The organism is Actinoplanes sp. CA-051413, assembly GCF_050955795.1.
Classification (GTDB): domain Bacteria; phylum Actinomycetota; class Actinomycetes; order Mycobacteriales; family Micromonosporaceae; genus Actinoplanes.
Genome location: NZ_CP192100.1, coordinates 1383672 through 1397761, shown reverse-complemented (window position 1 = coordinate 1397761; position 14090 = coordinate 1383672). Strand labels below are relative to the sequence as shown.

Sequence of the window (14090 nt, the reverse complement as noted above, 5' to 3'; positions counted from 1 at the left end):
CGGACGAGCATCCGTCGGGCGGGCGTCAGCCGGGCGGGTGACGGTGTTCGGCTGCGCCTGTGCGCCGGTCGGGCGAGTGCGCTGCTCGGTGATGTGCGGATCGGACTTCCCCGCCTTGACCGTCTCCACCGCAGTCGTCTCCGCTTGGGTCGCCTCGGCCCGGCTCCGCTCCGCCTGCATCGGCTCCGACCGCGCCGTCGCTGGTTTCGTCGCCTCGGTCCGCGCAGTCTGAGCCACAGTCGGCTCGGTTCGCGGGGCCGGGCTGCTCGGCGTGTTCTGCCTCGTGGCGGGCCAGGTCGGCGGCGTGCGGCCGGCGGACGCCTGGTCCGTGGTCGCGGAGGAGGCCGAGGGTCGAACCGTAGTGGTGGTGCTGCCCGAGCTGGACGGCACCGGCTCGCGGTCCGGATCGGCCGGCCGGGACGGGCCAGGCACCGACGGGCGCGGGCTCGTGGGAGTAGTCGGCGGGACCGGAGTCGGTACCGGCCTGGTCGGGGTCGGCGCGGTGCCCCCCGGCCCCGGCTGCGCCTGAGCCTGCGCTGCGACCGGCTGAGATCCCGGACTCGTCTGCCCCGAAGCTCCGCCGGATGCCGTGGGCGCGACGTGGTGCGGCTGCGGCGTAGTGGCCGACGACGTCCGGGCCGAGCCGGTCGGCTGGGTCGGGGTCGTCGTTCCGCCCGGCGCGACCGGGTTCGCACCCGATGCCGCGGGCTGGGCCGGAGCCTGAGTGCCGGGCCGGGTAGCCGGGGCTTCGGGCCGGATCGACTTGCCTGCCGCCGTTGCCGGCTCGGGCTGGGCGGCCTTCGCCGCGCCCCCGGGCTGGACTTGCTCGGCCGCCGGTCGACCGGGCTTGGCCGGCGTGGAAACGGGTCCTGCCGGCTTCGCCGGCGATGCCGGGACAGCAGGGCGCGGTGTCGTCGGCGCGGTCCGGGCGTTCGCCGCCGGGCTGCTCTTGTCCGGAGCTGATGCCTTGGCGACCGGGCTGGTGGCGCCCGGAGCCGTTGCCGCGGCCGAGCCGTCACCCGAGGCGGCCGGCCGGTCGGCGGCGGGCTTGTCCTCGGGGCGGCGCGAAGCGGTCGCTGCCTGGTCAGCGCTCTTGGGCTGGTTCCGGGTCAGGCCGACCCGTCCGGAGTCCGCGCGGGTCAGGCCCGTGGCCGCCCATCCCGGCGACGAAGAGCCGCCGAACAGGGCGTTCCGCGGCGTGGCATCCGCCGGCCGCGCAGCCTTGGCCGGCGGTACCGCATCGGCGCCGACGTCCGTCGCCGCGATCTCGGGCTCGCGCGAAGCAGCACGCGGGCCCGCCGTGTCGGCAACGCCCTTGGACGCGGCCGCTGCAGCGGAATCAGCAGCCTGGGGCGAACCCTCAGCCGCCTTGGCCGCCGGAGCTTCAGATGAAGAGCCAGCCACCCGAGGCCCGGTGGTCGAGGACACCCCAGCCGCCGTCTGGGACGCCGCGGCTGCGGGCGAGCCACCAGCCGCCTGAGACGCGGCAGCTGCGGGCGAGCCACCAGCCGCCCGAGAAGCGGCAGCTGCGGGCGAAGCACCGGCCACCTGGGATCCGGCAGCCGGGGAAGAACCAACAGCCTTCCGAGACGACCCGGACGAACCGGTAGCCGCCTTGGAAGCGGCAGCCTCCGAAGGGGTGCCAGCCGGCTTAGGCGCGGCAGCCGCGGACGAGGCGCCAGCCGCCGGAGAAGCGGCAGCCGAGGAAGATCCACCAGCAGCCTGAGGGCCGGCAGCGGCGCGAGAATCACTAGCCGCCAGAGAGGCAGTGCCCGCGGAGGGACCGCCGGCAGCCCGAGACGCAGCGTCCGACGAAGGACCGCCGGCAGCCGGGGAAACGGCAGCCGGGGAAGACCCACCAGCTGCCCGAGACCCTGTAGCCGAGGAGGATCCGCCAGCTGCCGGAGACGCGGCAGCTTCGGACGAGCCGACCGCCGCCTTCGCCGGGGATTCCTCCGAAGTCGCAGCAGCAGCCCGAACAGCCGCAGCACCCGCAGCAGTAGCCCGCAGCGCAGCGCTGCTGGCCACAGCCGCTTGGGACACCGCAGCACCGGCCGATTCCGGCGAGGCAGCAGCCGCCTGCTCGACCGAAGGCGACGTCTCGGTCGGCTTCACAACCCCCTGCGGGGTGTTCAAGCTCTCCGACGTAGCCGTCGGCTTACGGGCCGCGTTGATCGCCGCCGCCGCCCGTACCTCGGTCTCCCGAGCCCGGGCCGCCGCCGTCTCCGCCACCCACGCACCCACCGCCGACGCCTCGAAGATCGGGAGGTTGGTCGGCTGCGGGGTCGTTGTGCGGCGCCGGCCCTGGCGGTCGGTTCCGCGGCCGAACAGCGGGTCGTTCAGCGGCGACGGGTCCGCCGCCGAGCCCGGTGCCGGACGGTTCGCGATGAGGTCGAGCGGCTCGCCGGGAGCCGGTGTCGACTCGACGGACGCGGCGGTCTCGACCATTTCGGCGGCGGGACGGGCTGCCGGAGAACCGCCGGAGACCGACGCGCCGACCTGGGCGGGAGCCGGCGACGTCATCGTCGCGGCGGCCGGCATCGGGATCGCCGCGCCGCGACCGGAGGACGGCCGCGAGGACGAGGACGGCGGCCAGGTCATCGGTGGGCGGGATCGCGGCTGCGAGTCTGCCAGGGTGCGGGGGCGGTGGGTGCCCGCGTGCCGGCCGCCGCCCGTACGGCTCAGGGGCAGGGGCGCGCCGATCGCCTGCATCAGGTCCGGGACCTGGCTCGGTTCGACCACGTAGACAACTTCGCGGCGGCGGGACGGCCAGCCCAGGACGATCATGCCGATCATCACCAGGAGGCTGCCCAGGATCAGCAGGGCCCACGTGGCCTGGTTCAGCCAGCCGGGCAGGATGCTCGCCGAGCTCTCCAGGCGTACGCCGGGCTGGGCTGCCGGGTTCATCACCACCAGGCTGTAGCGGGTGTCGCGCAGCTCGCTGGGGTTCCAGTCGAGGGTGCCCGTGCCCGCTTTCAGCCAGAAGCCCTGCCGGCCCGGCAGCTGTTCCGGGGCGATGGTGCCCGGGCGCAGTTTGCCGGTCACCGGCAGCGCGCCGGTGCCCAGGTCGATCGAGGAGACCGCGATGTGCGGGACGTCGGCCAGGTAGCGGTCGACCGCCGCGGCCGGGGCGATGCCCAGGAACGCCGGTGCGCCGCTGGACTCGGCCGTCAGGCGCAGGCGGGTGTCGCCGAGCCGGACGAACGGGGCGTCCTTGCGGAGCAGCCCGTCGAAGTCGTCGACGACCAGGGCGTACCCGGATGTGGCCACGCGCTGCAGGTCGCCGGTGAAGGCGCCGCCCGGGTCGCGGTGCTGCATGGCGGCCCAGAATGCGGACCCCACCAGCAGCGTCGGTAGTCCGGCTGTCAGCAACAGCATGCCGAGGATCGTGCGGAACACCCGCATCTCGATCTCCCCCTTCTCGGTGGTACTGCGCAGACCATACAGACCGAAATAACACCAAATTGGATAAACAGTTACTTAGGCCCCGAGAGGTATGACAATGGCCCGGTCCGCGGGTGCGGACCGGGCCATCGGGAAGAGCGGGCGTCAGGAGATCTTGGCGGTCATCGTCAGGGTGGACTGGTCGATGTCGCTCGTGCGTACGGTGAACTTCAACGTCCAGTCCCCCGCGGCCGGCAGCGCGATGTCCCCGATCGCGTGGAAGTCGGTGATCCGCAGCAGCGGCACCTCGATCGGCTCGATCCCCTTGGCCGGCAGCGCCGCCGTGGCGGTCCACTCGACCACCGGCAGCGGCTTGTTGTCCGGCGTGTACGCGTACAGGTGCAGCGAATTGTTGCCCACGGTCGCCGGGAACACGTCCACCTGCAACGACACCGATTTGTCGGTGATCGTCTGCGAGATGGTCGTCGACGTGGAGGCGCTCTCCGCCGCGCTGGCCGTCCGCGGCGGCGGGATCTGAACCAGCGCCGCGGTGACTCCCAGCACCACCGCGGTGACCGCCAGCTCGGCCATCACGATCTTGCGCAGGCGCCCCGGCCCGGTCTCGGCAGTCCGGCTGCGGACCAGCCGCCGCGAGACCGCCGCCATGCCGATCACCACCACGGCCAGCCCGATCTTGACCAGGATCAGCCGCCCGTACGTGCTGCCGAAGAGCCCCTTGAACGAGGCGACCTCGATCAGCGCCTGCACCGAGCCCGCGATGATCAGCGCGGCCACCGCGGTCGCCGCCCAGCGGGACCAGATCGGCAGGATCGCGCCCAGCTCACGCTCGTTGGCCCGGCGCAGCAGGAAGCCGACCAGCATGACCAGCCCGCCCAGCCAGACCGACATCGCGGCCAGGTGGATCGCGTCGACGACCACGGACACCCCGGCCACCGGGGACGCCGTCGGGTGCCCGGTCAGCGGCCAGGTGGCCAGCGCCGCCACGCCCAGGACGCCGAGCAGGGCCAGGTCGGCCTTCGACTCGCCGCCCTCACCGCGCAGCAGCGGGCGCAGCAGGAAGCCGGCCGCCACGATCACCCCGAGCCGGACCAGCATGACCGCGCCGAACGTGCTGCCCAGCACGTCCTGCAGGTCGTCACCGGAGACCCCGAACAACCCGCTGCCCGTCGTGTACGGCGCTTGCAGCCACAGGGCCAGCACCGTGCTGCCGAGGACCAGGCCGACACCGGTCCAGACCAGCCGGGACGCGCCCTGCCGGGACAGCCGGTGCGGCCACAGCAGGGCCAGCACCAGCACCGGGCCGACGAGCAGCACCAGGCCGGCGTACCCCAGGTATTTGCCCACCGGGATCAGGGCCCGCACCACCGGGTCGACCGACTCGGCGGCCGCGGACTCCGTCGGCGGGGTGGAGGCGGCGCCGACCGAGAAGGTCAGACTGCCCGCGACGGGGTGGCTGTCCGCCGAGACGACCCGGTAGCTCACCAGGTAGGTGCCCCGGCCGCCGCCCGCGCGCAGCGGGACGGTGACCGTGCCGCCCGCGGCCTGCGGTTCGCCCTGGTCGGCGCGGCTGCCGTCCGGGGACAGCACCTGGATCTTGCCGGAGACCAGCTGCACGGACTCACTGAAGCTGAGCGTGACCTTGTTGGGCGCGTCGGGCACGATCGTGCCGTTCGCCGGGTCGCTGCCCACCAGCGCGGCGTGCGCGCTGGCCGGCGCTGTGGGCCCGAGGAGCACACAGAACAACCCGATCAGCAGCCCGGCCGCCGCGGCGAGCATTCGCCGGAAACGCGCCAACGCGAGCCCTGCCGGGGGTCGCCGGAGTCGTTCGATTGCGCCGGGTCGATCAACGGTCATGCGGGCAATGCTCCCCGATGGCTCGGCGGCCCCCGCACCAAGGTCGCGGCACAGGCCCGCGGCGGGCGGAAACGTGAGGACAGGAGGTTGTCGTCGGCACGGGGTCGATAGTTCCCGGAACCTCTGACATTTTCCTCCGGCGTACCATCTCCGGTTGTGACAGCGGCCGACCCCCTCACCGCCCTCGCCCTCGCCGCCCGGAGCGGCGACGCGGACGCGCAGGCCGCGCTCGTGCGCGGCACCCAGGCGGAGGTGTGGCGGTTCACCGCCGCGCTGGTGGATCCCGGCGCCGCCGACGATCTCACCCAGGAGACCTACCTGCGCGCCTTCAAGGCGCTGCCCGGCTTCGAGGGCCGGGCCATGGTCCGCACCTGGCTGCTCGGCATCGCCCGGCGCACCTGCGCCGACCACCTGCGGGCCGTGGTGCGCCGGCGCCGGCTCGACGCCCGGCTGGCCGCGCAGGCCTGGGCCGACGTGCCGCGGCAGCCGGATCCCGCGCACCGGCTCGGCGCCGCCGACCTGCTGAGCCGGCTCGGTGAGGAACGTCGCACCGCGTTCGTGCTCACCCAGGTGCTCGGCATGTCCTACGCCGAGGCCGCGGAGGTCGAGGAGGTCCCGGTGGGCACCATCCGCTCCCGGGTCGCCCGGGCCCGCGAGGAGTTGGTCGCCGCGGTCACCGCCGCCCAGGCCAGCTGATCATCAGGGACTTTCGGCCCATCACCCAGCAAACCCCCAGGCGGTAGGACGGAACCAGGCGGCGGCGAGCGCCGACTAAGGGGGCGTGAGCATGGAGATCGGGCAGTCCGCCCGTACGACGAACGGCTGGCTGTGGATCTCCACGGCCGCCCGTCTGGGCCTGGCCGCGGTGTGGCTGGTCGCCGGCGGGCTCAAGGTCGGTGACCTGGCCGCGTCGGGCCGGGCGGTGAACGCCTACGACCTCTTCCCGTACGAGGTGGCGAAGGTCATCGGGGCGGCCCAGCCGTTCCTGGAGATCGCCCTCGGCCTGCTGCTGCTGGCCGGGCTCGCGGTGCGGCTCAGCGCCGGCATCTCCGCCGGCCTGCTGGTGATCTTCATCGCCGGCATCATCTCCGCCTGGGCGCGCGGCCTGCAGATCGACTGCGGCTGCTTCAGCACGGGCGGGGAGCTGGGCGCGGGGCAGACCCCGCAGTACACGTGGGATCTCGTCCGGGACGCCGGTTTCCTGCTGCTCGCCGGGATCCTGCTGTGGCGACCGCGGACCCGCTACTCGATCGATGGTGTCCTGATGGGGGAACAGTGAGCGGCAACCGAGACAAGGCCAAGGCCAAGCGGGTCGTCCAGGAGCAGCTGGCCAAGGAACGCCGGCGCCGGGTCACCCTCTGGACCAGCCTCGGCGTCGTGGTCCTGCTGGTCGTCGTCGGCCTGATCGGCTGGGGCGTGGCGGCGAACCAGGAGAGCGACAAGACGGCCGGCCTGACCACGCCGAGCGTGGCGGTCGACGAGGGTACGGCCTTCGCGGTCGGCACCGGCCCGGTGAAGATCGACATCTACGAGGACTTCATCTGTCCCGCCTGCGGCCAGTTCGAGGCCGGCGCGGCGAGCACGATCGACCAGCTCGTCGCCGCGAACAAGGTGACCGTGCAGTACCACCCGATCGCGATCCTGGACCGCGCCTCCAGCACCGAGTATTCGACCCGTGCCGCCGCCGCCTCGGCCGCCGCGGCGCAGGGCGGCAAGTTCGCCGAGTACCACAAGGTGCTGTTCGCCAACCAGCCCGCGGAGGGCAGCGCCGGCCTCGACGACGCCAAGCTGATCGAGCTGGGCAAGTCCGTCGGCCTCACCGACGCCGCGTTCGCCGACGCCATCGACAAGGGCACGTACAAGGCGTGGGCCACCAAGGTGACCGACACCGCGGCCGCCCGCGGGGTCAACAGCACACCGACCGTCATGGTCGGCGGCAAGGCCCTCGAGTCGCCCACGGCACAGGCCCTGATCGCCGCGGTGGGGGCGGCCGGCGCGTGAGGCGTACCACCCTGTTCGTCGCCGTGCTGGCCGGTGCGTTGCTCGTGCCGGCCGGCCCGGCCTCCGCCCACGGCGGTGAGGGCCCGGACGCGACCGCGTACCGCACGGAGGTGACCGGGCTCAGCCCGGCCGAGCCGGGACTGAGCGTCCGGGTCGTGGAGGCCGGCGCGCGGCTGGAGCTGGTCAACGGCACCGGGCGTACGGTCGAGGTGCTCGGTTACCAGGAGGAGCCCTACCTGGAGGTGCGGCCCGACGGCACGTACGAGAACGTGAACTCGCCGGCCACGTACACGAACCGGACCCTCGACGGCGACACCCCGGTGCCCGCCGGCGCCTCCCCCACCGCGGCCCCGCAGTGGCGCCGCGTCTCCACCGGCACCACCGTGCGCTGGCACGACCAGCGCACCCGCTGGCTCGACGACGAACTGCCGCCGCAGGCGCAGGCCGACCCGTCCCGCAGCCACAGGATCAACGACTGGGTGGTGCCGCTGCGCGACGGCGTGCGCACGATCGAGGTCCGCGGCACTCTGACCTGGGAGCCGCCGCCCCCGGCCTGGCTGTGGTGGGTCGGCGCGCTCGCCCTGGCCGCCGGCCTGACGGCCCTGGGCCGGCGCCACGCTTGGCTGCCGGGACCGGTCGCGCTGATCGCGGGCACGATCACCCTGGGGTACGCCGTGACGCGCATGAGCCTCGGCGCGGGCGGCCAGACCCCGGCGATCGTGGCGGCGCTGGTCACGGTGGCCGCGGGCGTGCTGACCCTGCGCGGCCGTACGCCGTTCCTGCTGGCCCTGGCCGGCGCGCTGCTGACCGTCTTCGGCGGCTTCGCCGACGCGGGAGTCTTCCGCCAGGCAGTCGTCGCGTTCCCCGGCCCGTCCTGGACCGCCCGGGCCGCCGTGCTGGTCGCGATCGGGGCCGGCGTGGCGATGGCGGCGACGGGCGTGCTCCGGCTGCGGGCCGCCCCGCTATCTTCGGACCATGACTGAGCGCCTCACCCCGGGAGACCCGGCCCCCGAGTTCACCCTGCCCACCGACAACGGCGACACCCTGACACTGAAGGACCTCCGCGGCCGCAAGGTCATCCTGTACGTGTACCCGGCGGCGATGACCCCCGGCTGCACCACCCAGGCCTGCGACTTCCGCGACTCGCTGGGCTCGCTGCAGGCGGCCGGCTACGAGGTCGTCGGCATCTCACCGGACGTCCCGGCCAAACTGGCCAAGTTCCGCGAGCGCGACGCGATCACCTTCCCGCTGGTCAGCGACCAGGACAAGAGCGTGCTGACCGCGTACGGCGCCTTCGGCGAGAAGCAGATGTACGGCAAGACGGTGACCGGTGTCATCCGCTCCACCTTCGTCATCAACGAGGACGGCGCCATCGAGCACGCCTTCTACAACGTCAAGGCCACCGGGCACGTCGCCAAGCTGCGCCGGGATCTCGGTATCGACTGACTTCTGCGGCAAACTTCGCGGATGCTGAGGGCCGGTGCCGATTAGAGCGGCACCTGTTGACCATCCCCTCCGGAGACCGCCGATGCCGCTCGCCAAGCCCCGCCGCCCCCGCACCCGGCCCTCCTCCGGCGAGAAGGGCCAGGGCGGCGGCCCGCTGCGGAACCTGCGGGTGTCGCAGAAGCTGTTCGCCTCCTTCGGCGTGCTCAGCCTGCTCGTCATCGCGGTCGGGCTGACCGGCCTGGCCCAGCTGCGCGGCTCCAACAACCGGCTCGAAACCATGTACCAGGAGAACGTGCAGGCCATCGCCCGGCTCGGCGAGGTCCGGGCCGACGTCCAGCAGGCCACCTCGCTGTCCGCCAAGCTGATCCTGCGTTCCCCGCTGGCCGACGTCAGCAACGTGCGGATGGCGATCGAACGACTCGACAGCGACATCGACACCACCTGGGCGGCGTACGCGGCCAACCCGGCCGCCGGCACCGACACCGACCGCGGCGCCTTCGCGGCCGGCCTGGCCGAATACCGCAAGATCCGCGACCAGCAGCTCGTCCCGGCGGCCACGGCCAACAGCCTCGGCACCTACCTGGGCGTGCAGAACAACTACATCGACCCGCTCACCAGCAAGATCACCGTGGCGCTGAACAACCTGGCGGGCATCGAGGACAAAGCCGCCCAGCAGCAGATGGCGGACGCCCGCAGCAACGCCACCATGGCCCGCATCCTCATCCTGGCGCTGATCGCCGGCGCCATGGCCTTCGCCGCCGTCATCGCCGTCGTGGTCAGCCGCGCCATCGCCCGTCCGCTCGGCCAGACGGTCAAGGTCCTCGAAGCACTCGCCGAAGGCCGCCTGGACCAGCGCCTCGAGGTCAAGGGCCGCGACGAGGTCGGCCGGATGGGCGAGGCGCTCAACACCGCCCTCGACCGCCTCACCGCAGCCTTGCGCGACATCGGCACCAACGTCACCACGCTGGCCTCCTCCTCGGAGGACCTCACCGGCGTGGCCGGCCGGATGAACGCGTCCGCGGCCCGCTCGGCCGGCCGCGCCCACGCGGTGTCCACCGCCTCCGAGGAGATCAGCGCCAACATCGCGACGGTCTCCGCCGGCGCCGACGAGATCGGCAGCTCGATCACCGAGATCGCCCGCAGCACCTCCAACGCGGCCGACGTGGCCGGTCAGGCGGTCCGGATCTCCGGCGAGGCCGACGCGATCCTGCGCAAACTCGGCGAATCCTCGGCCGAGATCGTCTCGGTCATCAAAATCATCACCGGCATCGCGGCCCAGACCAACCTGCTGGCCCTGAACGCGACCATCGAGGCGGCCCGCGCCGGCGAGATGGGCAAGGGCTTCGCCGTCGTGGCCGGCGAGGTCAAGGAACTGGCCCAGGAAACCGCCCGGGCCACAGAGGACATCCGCACCCGGGTCGACGCCATCCAGACCGACTCGACCGCGGCCGTCGCCGCGATCGCCGAGATCGGCGCGGTCATCGACCAGATCAACGCGACCCAGACAGCGATCGCGGCCGCGGTCGAGGAACAGACCGCGACCACCAACGAGATGGGCCGCAACGTGGGCGAGGTGGCCGCGGGCTCCACCGAGATCTCCTCGAACGTGGCCGAGGTGGCCGAAGCAGCGGCGGAAACGACGAGCGCGGCGGCCAACACGGCCGCGGCGGCGGACGAACTCGCCCGGGTGGCCCACGACCTCCAGCAGAGCCTGGCGATGTTCCGCTACTGATCCCTGCGGGGACCGCCATCCCACGGCGGCCGTCATGCGGCTCGATCCGCGAGGCGGCCGCCGTGCCGTGCGCGTGCGGGATGGACACCGCAGGGAAAGCCTGAGTAATCTTTACGGGTGACTAGTGGTCGGGTGTCACCCCGAGAACCATGCCGCGCCCCCACCGGTCAGTGCAAGACGTCGACCACCTGCCTTTGTTATCAGTGAGCACGTCACGAACAGGTAGGGACAACTCCACATGGCTTACGTCAAGTACACCCGGGAGATGCTGAGCGAGGCGGTCGTCGCCTCGACCTCCATGGCCGGGGTTCTGCGCCATCTCGGCCTGCCCCAGAACGGCGGCGCACATGCGCACCTCCGCCGACGGATCGACAAGTTCGACGTCGACACATCGCACTTCCTGGGACAAGGGCACTTCCGCGGCGTCTCCAATCCGAAGCGGCAACGACCCGACGAGGTACTGGTTCTCCGCGCACCGAGCCAGAATCGAGAAAAGCCGGCGCGGTTGCGACGAGCGCTGCAAGAGATGGGACGGCCCTACCTCTGCGCGGCATGCGGCGTCGGCGACAACTACAACGGCAGCCCCTTGGTGCTGCACGTCGATCACGTCGACGGCCGGCTGTGGGATTGCAGACCGCACAACGTGCGATTTCTGTGCCCTAATTGCCACAGCCAGACACCCACCTTTGCGGGCCGCAAGAGTGGGCAACACCCGCGCGCTCTCGTGTCGGTGGACGACGAGGGCAACATCATCGAGGACGAGCCACCCCGCGACCCGCTGAGCGAGGATGAGGTCCTCGAAGTACTTTCTTTGGTCACCCGGAAGGAAATCTCCGGCGGCCAGGCAGCGCGGTTGATCGGATGCACCAGGGGCACGGTGTACCGGATGCAACGCCGCCTGATCGAACGCGGGTCCGTCACCTCAAGACGGCGGCCGCCGATCCCTTCGACCGCCCGCGAGGCGATTATCCGCACCGCGCTCGCGCAACCCACCTGGGGACCGCGACAGATCGCCGCGGAGCTGAGCAACAGGCGACCCGATCCCATCGCCGTCACAGTGGGGGCAATCGGCAACGTTCTCACTCGCGCCGGACTGAGCAACAGAGAGACAAGAGCAGCCGCAGCCCGGAATGGCGGACAGCACCTCACCGTCTAGACTCACCACGACAATGCGCTTGGGCGCAAATCGGGCGGAAGTGGCGTAACCGGGCAGCCGCGCTGGGTTTAGGTCCCAGTGCTCGAGAGAGCGTGCGGGTTCGAATCCCGCCTTCCGCACCGTGTGGTGCCGCGCACCATCCTGGTCGCCCGTCGGTCCGTTCGGATCGGCGGGCGCAAGGATGGCCCCATGCCGCTGTCGTTCGTGCTTGATCCGCCGTTGACCGACGCCCTGCGGGCCGACATCGTCGCGCTCTGGACCGATGTCACCAATGCCGGCGGCGCAGTCGGCTTCGTCGCTCCCGTCACCGAAGATCAGGTGCGCCCGCTAGCCGAGAGCACCCTCGCCGGCGTCGCCCAAGGGGTCGACCGGCTGCTGATCGGCGTCGACGACGGCCGCCTGGTCGCCCTGCTCTTCATCGCCGACAACCGGTTCCCGCTCAAGGCGCACTGGCGCGTCCTCAAGCGTGTCATGGTCCTGCCCGGCAGTCAGGGCCGTGGCTACGGCGCCGCCCTCATGCGGGAGGCCGCCGCCGTCGCCGCAGAGCTACAACTCGCTGCCTTGCAGGTGACCGTCCGGGACGGGCACGGGCTGGACGGGTTCTACCGGCGTCTCGGCTACCGGGAGGTCGGCCGTATTCCGGGCGCGCTGCGGGTCGGTCCCGGTGATGATCGGGACGAGCTGGTCATGTGGCTGGAGCTGCGTCAGCCGCAGGATGCCGCTTTCACGGCCGGTTCCGCTGCGGCCAGCGCCACGTCGCCGGCCTGATCGGGTGCGGCTTCGGTTGCTTCGAGCACCGGGGCCGGCGCCGCCGACGAGGATGTGACGCTCGGGGACGGGGACGGCTTCTTCGGCTTCGGGGACGGCGTTGCCTTCTTCTTGGCCGGCTTCGGCGCTGCTTCGACGTTGGTGCTGGTGCCGTTGGCGAAGCTTACCGATGTGGTCTGCTTCTTCTGCGGGAGCAGTTTGATGTTCTTCGCCGTGATGGTCTTGCCGTAGATGTCGGTCATCTTGACCTGGAACGGGCCGTTGCCCATCTGGCCGTCGATGATCCAGACGTTGTAGTCCTCCTGCGCCGCGGTTTTGAAGCTGCCGCCCGGCCCCTTGGCCGACACCGACCTGATGGCGTTGGAGTGGTTGTCGATGCTGATCGCCCAGTAGTACTGCGACGTGCCTTCGACGAAGGTGATGCTCAGCGGGCCGGGAGCGGGGGCGTTCGGCACGGTCTTGTAGGTGATCGGGATGATGCCGTCGATCTCCTTGCCGATCTTCTTGAACGCCGTGCGGCTCAGGTCGAGGTGGCCGACCGGGCATTCGGGGCACGAGTCGAAGACCTTGACCCGTACCTTGCCCTTGGGGCCGGTGACGTCGATGTAGCTGCCGCACGCCGCCGCGCCGGAGTATTCGCCTTTGCCCAGGGCTACGTACAGGTCGTCGGCCGGGGTTTTGGTCGAGCAGTTGCCCTGGGTGCCGGCGAGGTCGTAGAACGTCGCCTTGCCGGTGTGTTTGGCGCTGCTCGGTGGCGCCGCGCACGCGGGGTCGCTGTGCTGCAGCAGCAGGGCGACGCCGAGGACGCCGGCGAGCAGCACGGCGCCGCCGGTGGCGAGCCAGCGGGGGGCGAGGAGACGGTGAGCAGTCACGTTGACGCATCCTTCGCGGGTGCGGCACCCGCGGGCAACTCTCCTAAGACAGAGCTAAGGAAGACTCCCCCACCCGGATGACTTCGGTCTCACCTGGGCTGATGTCGGGGATGAGGTTGATGCCGAAGAGCAGGCCGTCGTCGTAGCGGCGGTGCCGGCCGAGGGCGCGCAGCGGTTGCCGGCCCACTTCGCCGGTCTCCTGGTCGACGGTGGTGACTACGCAGCGGCTGCAGGACTTGGCGGCGCGGAAGGTGGTGCCGCCGAGCTGGACGCGGTGGCCGAGCCAGTTGTCCTCGGCCCAGGGGCGGGCGCCGGTGATGACGACGTTGGGCCGGAAGCGGGTCATCGGCACGGGTTCGTCGCCGGCTTCGAGCAGCCAGTCGTTGACGGCGTCGAGGGAGGCGGTGCTGGTGAGCAGCAGCGGGTAGCCGTCGGCGAAGCTGACCCGGTCGCCGGGCTGGGCGTGGGTCTGGATCGGCCGCACGCTGGTGTCGGCGAGCCAGGCGAGGCGGGCCGGGCGGCCGAGGAAGTCGGAGATGAAGTCGGTGGCGGCGGGGGCGAGCCGGGCGGTCAGCGGCGGTTTGGAGCTGAAGACGCGCAGGGTCTCCTTGGGGCCGTCCTCGGGTTCGGCGACGTCGAAGCCGTTGAGCAGCAGGCCGCCGGGGCGCGGGACGGCGTGCAGGCCGGTGAGGGCGGGGGCCTGGCGCTGGGTGATGCCGACCCCGTCGGGGTCGATGATCATCCAGCGGCGGTCGCCGGCGAGACCCCACGGTTCCACTCGCGCCGCGTCGTGGTCGAGGCGGTGACAACCCTTGACGGGGTACGTGTGCAGCGAGCTGATCCGCATCCGCCCAGC

General features: G+C 71.9%; 13 protein-coding genes and 1 tRNA gene. 11 read left to right on the top strand and 3 right to left on the bottom strand.

Features of this window, described 5'->3' with window-relative positions:
• Window positions 1-271: 271 nt before the first annotated feature.
• Both ACQP2Y_RS06645 and ACQP2Y_RS06640 read left to right on the top strand, forming a co-directional pair.
• Window positions 272-529, top strand: a complete 258-nt coding sequence (locus tag ACQP2Y_RS06645) for a hypothetical protein (protein WP_433725528.1) — start codon at window positions 272-274, stop codon at window positions 527-529.
• 2117 nt (window positions 530-2646) lie between these two features.
• Window positions 2647-3357 carry a hypothetical protein gene (locus tag ACQP2Y_RS06640; protein ID WP_433725526.1) on the top strand — a complete coding sequence of 237 codons (711 nt, stop codon included), beginning with the start codon at window positions 2647-2649 and terminating at the stop codon, window positions 3355-3357.
• Window positions 3358-3549: 192 nt separating this feature from the next.
• Here the strand turns inward: ACQP2Y_RS06640 and ACQP2Y_RS06635 are convergent, their stop codons facing one another.
• Complete coding sequence (locus ACQP2Y_RS06635; RefSeq protein ID WP_433731789.1) at window positions 3550-5181, bottom strand: copper resistance CopC/CopD family protein; 1632 nt, start codon at window positions 5179-5181, stop codon at window positions 3550-3552.
• Window positions 5182-5415: 234 nt separating this feature from the next.
• Here ACQP2Y_RS06635 and ACQP2Y_RS06630 point away from each other — a divergent pair, with 234 nt between their 5' ends.
• The 9 genes from ACQP2Y_RS06630 to ACQP2Y_RS06590 all read left to right on the top strand — a co-directional run bounded on the left by ACQP2Y_RS06630 (window position 5416) and on the right by ACQP2Y_RS06590 (window position 12362).
• Window positions 5416-5955 (top strand): sigma-70 family RNA polymerase sigma factor, encoded by a 540-nt coding sequence (locus ACQP2Y_RS06630; protein ID WP_433725524.1) that lies wholly within the window; start codon window positions 5416-5418, stop codon window positions 5953-5955.
• A gap of 91 nt (window positions 5956-6046) precedes the next feature.
• Window positions 6047-6538 carry a MauE/DoxX family redox-associated membrane protein gene (locus ACQP2Y_RS06625; RefSeq protein ID WP_360822345.1) on the top strand — a complete coding sequence of 164 codons (492 nt, stop codon included), beginning with the start codon at window positions 6047-6049 and terminating at the stop codon, window positions 6536-6538.
• Complete coding sequence (locus tag ACQP2Y_RS06620) at window positions 6535-7260, top strand: DsbA family protein (RefSeq protein WP_433725522.1); 726 nt, start codon at window positions 6535-6537, stop codon at window positions 7258-7260. The genes ACQP2Y_RS06625 and ACQP2Y_RS06620 overlap by 4 nt, the downstream gene beginning before the upstream one ends.
• Window positions 7257-8243, top strand: a complete 987-nt coding sequence (locus tag ACQP2Y_RS06615) for a hypothetical protein (RefSeq protein ID WP_433725520.1) — start codon at window positions 7257-7259, stop codon at window positions 8241-8243. Before ACQP2Y_RS06620 ends, ACQP2Y_RS06615 begins: the two co-directional genes overlap by 4 nt.
• The gene (gene bcp / locus ACQP2Y_RS06610) at window positions 8236-8706 is read left to right on the top strand and encodes a thioredoxin-dependent thiol peroxidase (protein ID WP_360822339.1); all 471 of its coding nucleotides are present in this window, start codon (window positions 8236-8238) and stop codon (window positions 8704-8706) included. Before ACQP2Y_RS06615 ends, bcp begins: the two co-directional genes overlap by 8 nt.
• Window positions 8707-8788: 82 nt before the next feature.
• A complete protein-coding gene (locus tag ACQP2Y_RS06605) occupies window positions 8789-10438 on the top strand; it encodes a methyl-accepting chemotaxis protein (RefSeq protein ID WP_433725518.1) in 1650 nt (549 codons plus the stop codon).
• A 238-nt stretch (window positions 10439-10676) separates the two neighbouring features.
• The gene (locus tag ACQP2Y_RS06600) at window positions 10677-11594 is read left to right on the top strand and encodes a hypothetical protein (RefSeq protein WP_433725516.1); all 918 of its coding nucleotides are present in this window, start codon (window positions 10677-10679) and stop codon (window positions 11592-11594) included.
• Window positions 11595-11628: 34 nt separating this feature from the next.
• Window positions 11629-11713, top strand: a tRNA-Leu gene (locus ACQP2Y_RS06595).
• 70 nt (window positions 11714-11783) lie between these two features.
• On the top strand, window positions 11784-12362 hold the full coding sequence (locus ACQP2Y_RS06590; protein WP_433725514.1) for an N-acetyltransferase family protein: 579 nt from the start codon (window positions 11784-11786) through the stop codon (window positions 12360-12362).
• Here ACQP2Y_RS06590 and ACQP2Y_RS06585 read toward each other — a convergent pair.
• Complete coding sequence (locus tag ACQP2Y_RS06585; RefSeq protein WP_433725512.1) at window positions 12299-13234, bottom strand: expansin EXLX1 family cellulose-binding protein; 936 nt, start codon at window positions 13232-13234, stop codon at window positions 12299-12301. The two genes, ACQP2Y_RS06590 and ACQP2Y_RS06585, sit on opposite strands and share 64 nt — an antisense overlap.
• A 43-nt stretch (window positions 13235-13277) precedes the next feature.
• Window positions 13278-14081: an MOSC domain-containing protein gene (locus ACQP2Y_RS06580; protein WP_433725510.1), complete on the bottom strand. Its 804-nt coding sequence runs from the start codon at window positions 14079-14081 to the stop codon at window positions 13278-13280.
• Window positions 14082-14090 lie beyond the last annotated feature (9 nt).

Coding starts and splice junctions, on each gene's coding strand:
- ACQP2Y_RS06635 (WP_433731789.1), bottom strand. CDS start 5,181: ATGCTCGCCGCGGCGGCCGGGCTGCTGATCGGGTTGTTCTGTGTGCTC.
- ACQP2Y_RS06625 (WP_360822345.1), top strand. CDS start 6,047: ATGGAGATCGGGCAGTCCGCCCGTACGACGAACGGCTGGCTGTGGATC.
- bcp (WP_360822339.1), top strand. CDS start 8,236: ATGACTGAGCGCCTCACCCCGGGAGACCCGGCCCCCGAGTTCACCCTG.
- ACQP2Y_RS06605 (WP_433725518.1), top strand. CDS start 8,789: ATGCCGCTCGCCAAGCCCCGCCGCCCCCGCACCCGGCCCTCCTCCGGC.
- ACQP2Y_RS06600 (WP_433725516.1), top strand. CDS start 10,677: ATGGCTTACGTCAAGTACACCCGGGAGATGCTGAGCGAGGCGGTCGTC.
- ACQP2Y_RS06590 (WP_433725514.1), top strand. CDS start 11,784: ATGCCGCTGTCGTTCGTGCTTGATCCGCCGTTGACCGACGCCCTGCGG.
- ACQP2Y_RS06580 (WP_433725510.1), bottom strand. CDS start 14,081: ATGCGGATCAGCTCGCTGCACACGTACCCCGTCAAGGGTTGTCACCGC.